At 43.8% G+C, this 13470-nt stretch carries 5 protein-coding genes; all 5 read left to right on the top strand.

The genetic code is table 11. From position 1 onward, the window contains the following. Window positions 1-2: 2 nt before the first annotated feature. Window positions 3-1925 carry a pyruvate dehydrogenase complex dihydrolipoyllysine-residue acetyltransferase gene (gene aceF, locus AB4238_RS09955; protein ID WP_372033320.1) on the top strand — a complete coding sequence of 641 codons (1923 nt, stop codon included), beginning with the start codon at window positions 3-5 and terminating at the stop codon, window positions 1923-1925. A gap of 160 nt (window positions 1926-2085) precedes the next feature. Beyond that, a complete protein-coding gene (lpdA, locus tag AB4238_RS09950) occupies window positions 2086-3516 on the top strand; it encodes a dihydrolipoyl dehydrogenase (RefSeq protein WP_372033319.1) in 1431 nt (476 codons plus the stop codon). A 165-nt stretch (window positions 3517-3681) separates the two neighbouring features. Further along, complete coding sequence (locus AB4238_RS09945; protein WP_372033317.1) at window positions 3682-8175, top strand: EAL domain-containing protein; 4494 nt, start codon at window positions 3682-3684, stop codon at window positions 8173-8175. A gap of 64 nt (window positions 8176-8239) precedes the next feature. After that, entirely contained in the window at window positions 8240-10456 is a 2217-nt protein-coding gene (locus tag AB4238_RS09940) for a patatin-like phospholipase family protein (protein ID WP_372033315.1), read from the top strand. Window positions 10457-10599: 143 nt separating this feature from the next. Further along, a complete protein-coding gene (locus tag AB4238_RS09935; protein ID WP_372033313.1) occupies window positions 10600-12657 on the top strand; it encodes a M13 family metallopeptidase in 2058 nt (685 codons plus the stop codon). Window positions 12658-13470: the final 813 nt, after the last annotated feature.

The following is a 13470-nucleotide window of genomic DNA, read 5'->3' as shown; positions in this document are numbered from 1 at the left end:
AAATGGCTGAATTAAAAGAAGTTTTGGTTCCTGATATCGGTGGTGATGAAGTTCAGGTTATCGAAATTTGTGTTGCTGTAGGCGATACGCTTGCAGCAGAAGAATCAATCATCACGGTTGAAAGCGACAAAGCGACCATGGATATCCCAGCGCCTTTTGCTGGTGTATTAAGCGAGCTTAAAGTGGCTGTAGGCGATACCGTGTCAGAAGGTAAGTTGATTGCGATGATGTCGGCAGCAGCAAGCGCAGCGCCTGCTGCAGAAGCTCCTGCTCCTGTAGCACCTTCTGCTCCAGCACCAGTAGCGGCTCCAGCTCCTTCAGCACCAGCTGTAACTGGCACTCAAGTTATCGAAGTCAATGTGCCAGATATTGGTGATGCAGCAGATGTTGATGTAATTGAAGTCTTGGTTGCCGTGGGCGATAAGATTGAAGCGGATACAGGCTTAATTACCTTAGAAACAGACAAAGCGACCATGGAGGTGCCTGCACCTTCAGCGGGAATCGTTAAAGAGCTTAAAGTTAATGTTGGCGATAAAGTGTCTATGGGCTCTTTAGTATTGATGCTTGAAGTTGGCGATGCCGCTCCAGCATCAGCACCAGTTGCTGCGACAGAAGCGCCGGCTCCTGCTCCTGCGAGTGTTAGTGCTGTGCAAGAGATTGCAGTGCCTGATATCGGCGACGCATCTGATGTCGACGTGATTGAAGTACTTGTTGCCGTTGGTGATGAAGTGACGCTTGATCAAGGCCTCATCACGCTTGAAACAGACAAAGCAACCATGGAAGTACCTGCACCTGTTGCCGGTAAAATCCTTGGCTTGACTGTTAAGCTTGGTGATAAAGTTTCTCAAGGTAGTGTTATTGCTACTATTGAAACGGTATCAGCAGCTCCGGTTGCAGCACCTGTAGCAAGTGCACCAGCTCCTGTAGCTGCGGCACCTGCCGCGAGTAAGCCTCCTGTACCACACCACCCAAGTGCGGGTAGCCAACCTAAGACTGGTGCGGTACATGCATCACCAGCTGTACGCCGTTTAGCGCGTGAGTTTGGTGCTGACCTGACGCTGGTTAAAGGTACTGGCCGTAAAGGACGTATTCTTAAAGAAGACGTTCAAGCCTTTATTAAGTATGAACTGAGCCGACCTAAAGCATCTGCTGCTACTGCGGTTGCTGGTGGCGCTGGTGGCCTGAATGTGATTGCTGCACCAAAAGTCGATTTCGCTAAATTTGGTGAAGTCGAAGAGGTGCCGCTAAGCCGCATTCAGAAGATTTCAGGCCCTAACTTGCACCGCAACTGGGTAACCATCCCCCATGTGACGCAGTTTGATGAAGCTGATATCACTGAGCTTGAAGCATTCCGTAAAGATCAAAATGCTGTGGCTGCCAAGAAGAAAGCGGATTATAAGATCACGCCGTTAGTCTTCATGATGAAAGCTGTAGCAAAAGCGCTAGCTGAGTTCCCAGTATTTAACTCAAGCCTAAGTGCTGATGGCGAATCATTGATACAGAAGAAGTACTTCCATATCGGTGTGGCAGTTGATACGCCAAACGGTCTCATGGTTCCAGTGGTTCGTGATGTTGATAAGAAAGGCATTGTGGAGCTTTCACGTGAGCTAATGGACATCTCTGTTCGTGCTCGTGATGGCAAGCTTAAGTCTGCCGATATGCAGGGCAGCTGTTTCACTATCTCAAGTTTAGGTGGTATTGGTGGTACGGCATTTACGCCTATCGTTAACTATCCTGACGTGGCTATTTTGGGTGTATCTAAATCTGAAATTAAGCCGAAGTGGAATGGTAAGGACTTTGAGCCTAAGTTAATGCTGCCACTATCATTATCTTACGATCACCGTGTTATCGATGGTGCGATGGCGGCGCGATTTAGTGTCACGCTTTCAAGCATCCTCAGTGATATTCGCACGCTTATTTTGTAAAGTTGAAGGCTGCTCATGTTGAGCGGCCTTTTTTCTGTTACGACTAGGATTGTGATCAGTGTCAAACAAAGGTTAAAATGCGGCCACCTTACAAGATTTGGCCACACTTTATCGTTGAGACGGTTTTTCCGTCAACGAAATAAAAAGAATAGAGGAAAACATGAGTAACGAAATCAAAACTCAGGTAGTTGTACTAGGCGCAGGCCCTGCGGGCTATTCAGCGGCATTCCGTGCTGCAGATTTAGGTCTAGATACTGTCATCGTTGAACGCTTCAGCACTTTGGGCGGCGTTTGTTTGAACGTTGGTTGTATCCCATCTAAAGCATTGCTTCATGTTTCTAAAGTGATTGAAGAAGCAAAAGCTGTTGCTGATCACGGTGTTGTTTTTGGTGAGCCAAAGATTGATCTTGATAAACTTCGTGGCTTTAAAGAGAAAGTAATTGGTCAGCTTACAGGCGGATTAGGCGGAATGTCTAAAATGCGTAAAGTTGATGTGGTTAATGGCCTAGGTAAATTCACTGGTCCTAACACGCTAGAAGTTCAAGGTGAAGACGGCGTTAAAGTTGTCCATTTTGAGCATGCAATTATTGCAGCGGGTTCACGCCCAATCCAACTGCCATTTATTCCACATGAAGATCCACGCATTTGGGATTCTACTGACGCGCTAGAGCTTAAAGAAGTGCCTGGTAAGTTACTTGTTATGGGTGGTGGCATTATCGGTCTAGAAATGGGTACTGTGTACTCGTCTCTAGGAAGCGAAATCGACGTTGTAGAGATGTTCGATCAAGTTATTCCAGCAGCAGATAAAGACGTTGTACGTACCTTTACTAAGCAGATTAAGAAGAAATTCAACTTAATTTTGCAAACTAAAGTGACTGCAGTTGAAGCTAAAGAAGATGGTATTTACGTTACAATGGAAGGCAAGAAGGCACCAGCTGAACCAGTTCGTTACGATGCCGTTCTAGTTGCTATTGGTCGTACGCCAAATGGCAAAGGTTTAGACGCTGAAAAAGCAGGTGTTAATGTTGATGAGCGTGGTTTCATTAATGTTGATAAGCAGATGCGTACTAACGTTGCTAACATCTTCGCGATTGGTGATATTGTTGGTCAACCAATGCTTGCGCACAAAGGTGTGCATGAAGGTCATGTTGCTGCTGAAGTTATCTCTGGTCTCAAGCACTTCTTCGACCCTAAAGTTATTCCATCAATTGCTTACACTGACCCTGAAGTCGCGTGGGTTGGCCTAACTGAGAAAGAAGCGAAAGAGCAGGGCGTATCTTACGAAACTGCAACTTTCCCTTGGGCTGCAAGTGGCCGCGCTATCGCATCAGATGCGAGCGAAGGTATGACTAAGCTTATCTTCGATAAAGAGACTCATCGTGTTATCGGTGGTGCTATTGTTGGTGTTAATGGTGGCGAATTGCTAGGTGAAATTGGTCTAGCAATTGAAATGGGTTGTGATGCAGAAGATTTAGCATTAACCATTCATGCTCACCCAACATTACATGAGTCAGTTGGTCTTGCTGCAGAGATGTATGAAGGCTCAATTACTGATTTGCCAAACCCAAAGGCAAAGAAGAAGAAAAAGTAAGATTTTTCTAATAAATTAAGCGCTCAAATGAGCGCTTTTTTTATGCCTTAAATCCCGTAAATATGGGGTTTGTGCTAATCAATGCGTGATTCTGTGTTATCTAAATGATACATTCAAGTTAAGGCTTAAAACCTCTATATCCAAAGCTAAATTGGGTATATGCAAATGAGAATAAGAATTATAAAAAAGCGGTTTAGTTTTGTCATTTTGTTGCTTATCTGTTCGACATCGGTATTTGCCAGTGGCGTGGTACAACGCATTTTCACTGCCAGTGATGGCCTTATTAACGGCACCGTATGGGATATCAGTTTTGATGAGCATGGCTTTACTTGGTTAGCAACCGAGGAGGGGCTTTATCGTGTCGGTAGTAGCAAAATTAGAAGACTGGATCAGATTGGTTTAGACTCTAAGCTCAGTGATTACCATATTAAAATGGTCTCTCCTCTTAGCAAACGTCACTTGCTGGTGAGCAGCTTCTATGACATTTACCTTTATGACATATTTACCAATGCTTTTACCGCGTTTGGTAGCCCAACGCTTTTCCCTGAGTATGCAGGAGTGGGGATTACCTCACAGATTGAAGATGATCAAGGCAATCGGATTATTCTCACCGAAGAGGGAGAGCTGTTACGTTTTAACTACAGCAAGATGTCTTTAGCGCGAATAAATTTCTTAACCAGTAATCAAGATTATCCTTGGCGAGCAATGTCGGCGCTCTCGGATGATCGAATCGTGGTGGCGACCGAAGCAAGAATTGAAGTCCGAGATAAGATAGGTGAGAGAGTCGCGGTACTTTCTTGGCAAGAAACTTACGGACGCATAGAGCAAATATTTCGAGATTCCAACAATCGAGTCTGGATTAGCTCTAGCAAAGGTTTTTTTGAGTTAGTTGAACAAGATTTATCCCTCAAACAGGTTGAGCAGCTGCCTTATTATATTACTCATATTGCCGAGGACAAAAATGGTTTTCTTTGGTTGGCGAGTCGTGCCGGTTTGCTTAAGTGGCAGCCTGACTCTCAACTTGTAGAGCCATACGGCAATGAAGTTAAACAGAATTCAAATATCGATTATATCCATGATATTGCCGTGGATAATACAGGTCTCATATGGATAGGCGGTTCAGGTGATGGTGTTGCAGTACTCGCGGATACGCCAGATTTCTTGATTGAACAGTTTGGTAAATCAGTACCTTACAATATGCCAGATGAAGTGATTTGGTCTATCTATTCTGATGATGAAGATTTATGGCTTGGCACTGATGCTGGGCTTTTGCTTATCGACCGTCAAACTAAACACCCCGATTTCATCACTCCGCAAAATATCGATCTTAACGACAGTATTTATAATATTGATGCACTTGATGAGCAAAATATATTGCTCTCTAGTACCAGTGGCCTTTCAGTCGTTAATACAAAAACCTTCCATACGCAGACATTTGCAGGCTGGATGGGAGGGACTGGTAGTCTAGAGAATAAAACGGTTTATAACACCTATTTCGACACTCTGATCCAAGGGCGGATATGGTTTGCTACTAACCGTGGGCTGTTCTTTTGGGAGCCAGGTTTGGCAAAACCCCAATATGTAAGTCTAAGTGCTGATAAGAGCATTATTCAATTACAAAGAGTGAAGCAGGTTAGACGTGATAGTTCACAGCGCTTGTGGCTTGGTGGCGACCGTTTATTCGGTTACCTAGATAAAGATAATAACTATCATCCTGTTACTACGCCGCTTGGTGAAGGGCAAGGAGTCGCTTCGGTTAGCATTATTAGAGAGATAGAGCCGGAGCTTTGGTGGTTAGGACTTAAGAATCGTGGTGCGGTTGAATACAACCATAAAACAGGCCTAACTCGCTCATTAACAGATGATTGGAAAGTTGACTGTAACAGCGTTTATTTTATTGAAGAAGCGGGTCGCTATCGGTTGATTGGTTGCCCACGATCTATTATTCGTTTTGATACATTAACTGAAGATATTGTGGTCATTGCTCCAGAAGATGGCTTAATCAGTGATGAGCTTAATGAAGGGGCTGTGCTCACTTCAGCTGAAGGCCTTTACATAGGCACTCCGGACGGTGCTATGTTACTGGATATCGACAAGCTCAAGAATAGAACATTAACAGACACGATATTACTTGAATCGATGGAAGTTTACTTTGAATCTCGAACTGAAATTAGCTTAGTTCCGCAACAAGGTCATCGTATTTTACCTGGGGCGCAATTGGTGAGTTTTCAATTAGCTCGCACAAACTACCTCAACGAAAAACCGTTACAACTGCAGTACCGTTTGCGTCGACCAGAGGATAAAACGGGTGGCAGTTTTATTTACCTAAATGGCCAATCTCAACTTAATATTTCGGGCTTAGGTGCGGGCACTCATATTTTAGAAATCATTAGCCTGCAAAATGAAGTTTGGTCAGCTGCTCCTTTTTCATTCTCTTTTGAAGTCGAAATGTACTGGTGGCAAACTCGCTGGTTTAAAGGCCTAATGTTAATAGGCATTTTGCTAATTGGTTTAGCCGTTATCTTTATTAGACAACGGCAGGTAATGGCATTTCGCAGTATAAACTCAGCACTGATTGACAGTGAGAATCGACTTAAGCAAGCGCTAAAAGGCAGTGACTCCGAGTTGTGGGAATGGCACCTAGAGACCGATATATTTAGGCTTGAAAATGTAGGTGGTTTATTGAGTGCCAAGGAAAGTCAGGCCTATTTTAAGCTAAATGAAATTCCTATTCATAATGAAGATAAAGGTAATGTTCTTATCGCCTGGAGAGATATGCTCGAAGAGCGAGTCGATCGCTTTGAAGTGGAATATCGTTATCAGCGCAGCGACAACTCTTGGGGGTGGATCCGAGTATTAGGACGACCTGTTGAGCGTAACCGTGCCAACGGTGAAATCGAACGAGTAGCGGGTATTTACACTGATATTACCGAGCAACGTCAGCTCAAAGATGATGTTTATCTATTAGCTCAAGCATTTGAAAATACCACTGAAGCAGTACTTATCTATGACCGTGATGAGCTGATCCAGGTGACCAATAAAGCCGCTCAAGATATTCTAGGTTTCAACTCCAGTATGCTAATAGGCCAGTCTTTCGCGGAGGTGTTGCTCGGTAAAGAGGCTGGCACTCATATTGCGGATCTGTTGCAACATGGGCTTAGCTGGACTGGCGAATGTACTGTCGCATGCGCAAATGATCAGCAGTGCGTTGTGTGGTTAAACGTCTCATCAATTTTGAATGCAAATGGTGAGGCGACTCATTACGTAGTGGTATTCTCCGATATTACCGATCGTAAACGTACAGAGGCCGATTTACGCCGATTGGCCAACTATGATGTATTAACCGGTTTGCCTAATCGCTCTTTATTTTCGAGCAAGCTGTCACAATCCATTTATCAAGCGGAAAAAGAGGGCGGTAAGCTTGCTTTACTGTTCTTAGATCTAGATCGTTTTAAGCATGTGAATGACTCATATGGCCATAGTATGGGTGATGCTTTATTGGTTGAGGCTTCTAATAGGTTACAAACATTCGTTTCTCAAGAAAATGTACTATGCCGCTTTGGTGGTGATGAGTTTGTTATCTTGCTGCGTGATGATATTGATATAGACAGTATCAATCAGCTTTGTGAGCAGCTGTTAGCGAGCATTCAGCGCCCGTTTGACCTGTATGGACGAGAGTTTCATATCTCTACCAGTATTGGAGTCAGCCTGTGGCCTGAAGATGCTAAGCAACCAGAAACATTGATTAAAAACGCTGACTTAGCAATGTACCACGCCAAAGAAGAAGGCAAAGGCAATTTCAAATATTATTCTCAAGAGCGTAATGCGGAAGCGCTTTATCACTTAAGGCTTGAAGCCGATCTGAGAAAAGCGATTGAAAGAGATGAGTTTGAACTTCATTTTCAACCTCAGATCGATATTTTACAGAACGATAAACTTGTTGGGGTTGAAGCCTTGTTGCGCTGGAACCATCCACAAGATGGCTATGTGCGTACCGATATATTTATTAAGGTTGCAGAAGCTTGCGGATTGATTGTTGAAATTGACCGTTGGGTGATGCGAGAAGCTTGTCGCCACGGCGCACACTGGGCACAAACACTGCCTGAGCCTCTTGAGGTGTCAGTCAATATCTCAGCATTACATTTCCGTCAGCGCGACTTTATTCAAGGGGTGGAGCAGTGTTTAGCTGAAACGGGTATGCCAAATCATGCTTTATCGCTTGAGATCACCGAAGGCGTGTTGATGAAAGAGCTTAAAGTCGCTAAGCAACATCTAAAAGAACTAAAAGCATTAGGCGTTGATGTCGCAATTGATGATTTTGGTACCGGTTACTCATCGTTAGCTTATCTGCGTCATTTCGAAGTGAACACGTTGAAAATCGATCGCTCATTCCTCATTGATATCGCAACGAATAAGGCCGATCAGGCGATAGCAAGTAGTATCATTGAATTGGCGAGAAACTTAAAGCTTGATGTTGTTGCTGAGGGCGTTGAAACCCACGAGCAGTTAGAGCAGGTATTTAGCCGTGGCTGTTATGTTATACAGGGTTATTACTTTGCTAAGCCGATGTCATCGACCGATCTTGCGCAGTATATGGCTACAAGGTCGGAAGTTAGTTTACAGCCTGAAGCTCTGCAACTGCTGGCTCCTAACCCCTAAAGCTTGCACTAATTAGTTAAATACCCTAGGTTAAAATATCATTATAAGAGTTGAATAAGTCATTATGATACATAGAATTATTATTCTTTGTTTGTTTGTGTTTTTTCATTCGTATGCAAGCGCAACAGAAAGGCCAAAAATAGGCTTAGTACTCAGTGGCGGTGGCGCTAAAGGTGCTGCCCATATTGGTGTACTTAAGGTGCTCGAAGAGAAAAATATTCCGATTGATTACATTACTGGCACCAGTATAGGCTCTTACGTTGGCGGCATGTATGCACTGGGTTATAGTGCTGCTGAAATTGAAGCCATTATGATGAACACCAACTGGGATAAAGGCTATTCAGACACTATTCCCCGTGAAGCCCTTAGCTTTAAAGACAAAGAAACGCGCGATAAATATAACATCCCCATCAATATCGGCTACAGCGATGAAGAAGTTAAAATGCCAGCGGGTCTTCTTCGTGGTCAGAGTATGTCGCAGCTGTTACGAAGCTCAACTAATTTAATTCAACGACTTGGTCACTTTGATGAGCTCTCAATTCCTTTTAGAGCTGTTGCAACAAATTTGGCTACTGGCGAGCCAGTCGTATTAAGCAGTGGCAGTATCGTTGCGGCAATGCAGGCGTCAGCCTCTGTTCCTGGAGCACTGCAACCTGCAGTTATTGATGGCCTTTTACTGGTTGATGGCGGAATTGCCAATAATATGCCGATAGATGTGGTCAAGGAGATGGGCGCAGATATTGTTATTGCGGTTGATATTGGCTCACCACTGGTAGGCAATGATGAGCTCAACAGCACCATAGCGGTACTTAACCAGCTATCGACAATTCTTACTAATGCCAGTGCAGAGAAGCAAAAAGCGTTATTGACTGACAGTGATATCTTAATTCGACCGAATATTGGTGAATTGAGTACGACAGATTTTAGCATTATGCCTATCGCCCTGCCGTTAGGAGAAATTGCTGCCAGAGAAAATTCGTCTAGATTAGATAAGCTATCAATTGATGAAGCTGACTTCCAAAGTTACCTAGCAGCTAAAAAACAAAAAAGTGAGCACTGGCTAAATGAAATAAATCGCCCATTAATTAAAGTGATTTATGACAATGAGTCGAAAGTCAGTGAGAGATTACTTGCGGATAATTTAGATCTAGATGTGGGGGATTTTGTTACCACTGAAACACTGGAAGCCGGGATTGCACGGATCTATGCCTTAGATAAGTTTGAACGTGTCGATGCTGAGTTTACCGACACTGAAGATGGTCGAGTGCTAACTGTAACGACCACTGCCAAATCATGGGGTCCTAATTATTTCGATTTTGGATTTAGCTGGGAAGATGACTTTAGCTTGGACTCAGTTGTGTCGTTGGATTTTGCTTACACCATGACCAACCTGACTGAAAACGGCGGTGAATGGCGTAACGAAATATCGCTTGGTTTCGATAAGTTGCTAGGGTCTGAGTTTTACCTGCCCTTATCTAAAGATCAAGATTATTTCAGTCGAGCCCGGGTCGAATATGAGCTCAAAGATTGGGCCTTTTTTGAGGAAAATAAACGGATTTTAGAACTGCGACAGACCTCATATCGAGCCGAGGTAGGTATTGGCATTAATTATACTCAAAACGGTATGGTGGAACTTGGTATTTTAGGTGAGGTCGGCGATCTTGAGAATGACCTATGGGGTCTTGGTACTGTTGATTACTCTGGTTATGGTGGTTATTTAAAATTTGCCTATGATGACCTAAACAGTATTAATTTTCCTACCTCAGGTAACCGATTTACTTTCAATGTATACATGAGAAAAGAGACTTATGATCTTGAAGGTTTTGAAGACTCTTCAAATTTCTCAATGCAATATGAAGCTGATTGGCGCGGTGCAGTAGGGGTAGGTAATCATGCCTTTGTTGGTATCGCTTCCTTAGCAACAGTCGACAAAGATGGCGTATTTACCGTCAACGTTTCAGAGTTAGGCGGATTTCTAAATCTTTCTGGTTATCATAAAAATGCGCTTTATGGTTCACATAAGATTTTCGGCGCTTTTGTCTATCAATATGATCTCGGCCGAGATGTATTAGGTATGACTGAGTACCCGCTGTATTTAGGTACCAGCCTTGAAGCGGGTAACGTTTGGACTCAAAAAGACAGTGTAGCTTTAGACGACCTGATCTATTCAGGCAGTTTATTCCTTGGAATCGACACCGGCGTAGGGCCTGCGGCCTTTGGTTTTGGCGCGGCAGATGACGGTGAAAAAACAGTCTTTTTGTTTATCGGTAAAAACTGGTAGAAGTAACAGCATTGTTAGCAGAGGACACTAATTAAGCGCCGCACATTTACAATATTGGGCTATTTGGTCTAAAACATAATGTGTAGCGTCAGCTCTTCACAGAACAGTCGAGAGCTTTTTAAAGGACTATAACGGGGATAATCATGAATAAAGTAAGTCAATTAGCTCTTTGTGTGGCGTTAAGCTTAGGCTTAACTGCTTGTGGCAGTAACGAAGCCAGCAAAGACACCACTCAAACGTCAACGGCACTAGTATCAGGTGTTGAAAAAGCCAATTTCGATCCTGCAGTACGTCACCAAGATGACTTCTATTATAGTGTTAATGGAACGTGGTTAGCTAATACGCCAATCCCCGCAGATAAATCTAACTACGGTTCGTTCTCTGTGCTGTATGAGCAAAGCCAAGCTTCACTGAAAGAGATCATTGAGGCTTCTGCAGCCAAACCCAATAAGGTGAAGGGCAGCAGTGAGCAGAAAGTGGGCGACTTTTACGCAAGCTTTATGGATACCAAAACCATTGAAGCTCTTGGGATCTCGCCGCTAAAAGATCAGTTATCAGATATTGCCTACGCTTCAACTCATAACGATATTGCGACTTTAATGGGCAGTTTGTTGGTCCACGGTGCTTCCGTACCATTCGGTTTTTATGTCAATAATGATGCGAAAAACTCAAGCCAATACGGGGTTTACCTATACCAGTCTGGTCTGACACTTCCCGATCGTGACTATTACTTGAAAGATGATGAGAAGTTTACTGCTAACCGTGCTGCATTAGACAAATATGTTACCGACTTAATGACGGAAGCGGGTTATAGCGATCCGCAACGTGCTAGTAAGAGTGTGGCTAAGATTGAGAAATTCATTGCCGCCAGTCAGTGGAGCCGTGTTGAGTCACGTGACGCCAATAAAAGTTATAACAAGATGGATCGTCAACAACTACAAGATTTAGTAAAGGGTTTTGACTTTGTGCAATTTTCAGCGGGTGCTGATATCGATAAAGTGAGCGAAGTCATCGTTCGCCAGCCATCTTATTTTGAAAAATTTGGCCAAGAGTTCAATAAGTTCACCGTTACAGAATGGCAAGATTACTTAGCCTTCCATTTGGTGGATGACTACGCCGAGCTGTTAAGTAAAGATTTTGTCGATCTGCATTTTGCTTTTCATGGTAATACTTTGATGGGCATTCAAGAGCAGAAGCCACGTTGGAAAAAAGCGGTAGATGCAGCTGACCAAGTGATTGGTGAAATCGTAGGTGAAGAGTACGTTAAGCAAAACTTTAAGCCAGAAGCTAAAGCTAAAATGGAACAGATGATCCAAAACTTGATTAAAGGTTTTGAGGTCAGCATTAACGAGCTTGAGTGGATGACGCCGGAAACTAAGGTTGCAGCGCAAGAAAAACTCGCTAAATTCACCTATAAGATTGGCTACCCAGATAAATGGAAAGATTATACCGCGCTTGATATTGAAGCCAATGATCTTGTTGGTAACTACCAGCGTTATGCTCAATTCGAATATAAGGCAATGCTCGCTAAGTTGGGTAAACCAATCGACCGCACAGAGTGGCACATGACGCCACAGACGGTGAACGCATACTACAGCCCAGTGATGAATGAAATAGTATTCCCTGCCGCTATTTTACAGCCACCATTCTTTAATATGGATGCTGATGATGCCATTAACTATGGCGGCATTGGTGCGGTGATTGGTCATGAGATAAGCCACGGGTTTGACGACCAAGGAGCCAAATACGACGGTGATGGTAACTTACGTGATTGGTGGTCAGATAAAGATCGCGAAGAGTTCCAAAAGCGTGCTGCACAATTGTCTGCACAATACGCTGGATATGAAGCGATGCCAGGAAAATTTGTTAATGGTGATTTAACCTTAGGTGAGAACATCGGTGACTTAGGCGGGTTAACCGTCGCGGCACGCTCTTACGAGATGAGCTTAAACGGTAAACCATCGCCAGTGATTGATGGCCTAACTGGCGAACAGCGCCTGTTTATCGGCTGGTCACAAGTATGGCGCCGTAATTACCGTGATGAAGAGCTAGGTCGCCGTCTAATGACTGATCCGCATTCACCAAGTCATTTCCGCGCAATGGGTACACCGCGTAACATTCCCGCCTTCTATGAAGCATTCGATCTTAAAGAGGGTGACAAGATGTTCTTAATCGAAGATGAGCGGGTTAAGATCTGGTAACGCTAGTTTTGCTAACCCACAGCTAAACACTAAAAGCCCATCATTCGATGGGCTTTTTTATGGAGTGTGTCGGCTAACAATTGATATAATCCTTAATATTTCTTCAAAGCAATTCAACTGCATTGAGCTTTTGCAAGCCGCAGTGAGGCTCTGCTAAATCATCCATGATTTAGAAGTTTGCACAGCCCAAATCAGATGAATAGCTAGCATATAGTTGATAGCTTATTTTTGGACAAAAGTTTGTTTGTGCTTGAGCACTTCGATATCTAAAAGCCAAACCAATCAAACTTCGTTTGATATAAGATCGTGGCGCTTCGCCCACACCCGAGCCAAGGGGCAAAGCGCTTGCGCCCCTTAACAATCCTTCAGCGCCCCAAACGAAGTTGTCTTCCTCATACTTATTCGAAATAGCCTAACGCTTCCGATGGGACATCTGATGTAAATGGATTTACGAATGCCGTGATGGCATGGATGCCAAAGAACGGCCTGTCCCGCGAAAGCTATGCCCACGTCCGTGTGGGCATTACGGCTATTTCTTCAACGCACTTCGGCAACTCCGATGGGGAATGGTGTGTTAGGTGAGTCTGTAATGGCTATTAGTCACTAGGCATTGCCCAACGGGGAAGCTCATTATTGGACAAAAGTGAGTTAGGGCTGCAACTCTCGGATTGATGAATTTCATAAGGGAAAGTATGACAAACGGATATGCGGTAACGCGCCATTAAGAGGTTTTTAACTGTTGGCTAAAACGTGAAGCGAAACCGAACAAACGGTTAGCAGTCCCGCTTTAAATTCTTGTTGAACGAAGCCGCT

The organism is Shewanella sp. 10N.286.45.A1 (assembly GCF_041470405.1).
Taxonomy (GTDB): Bacteria; Pseudomonadota; Gammaproteobacteria; order Enterobacterales; family Shewanellaceae; genus Shewanella.
This window is presented reverse-complemented; position numbering and strand designations above follow the sequence as displayed.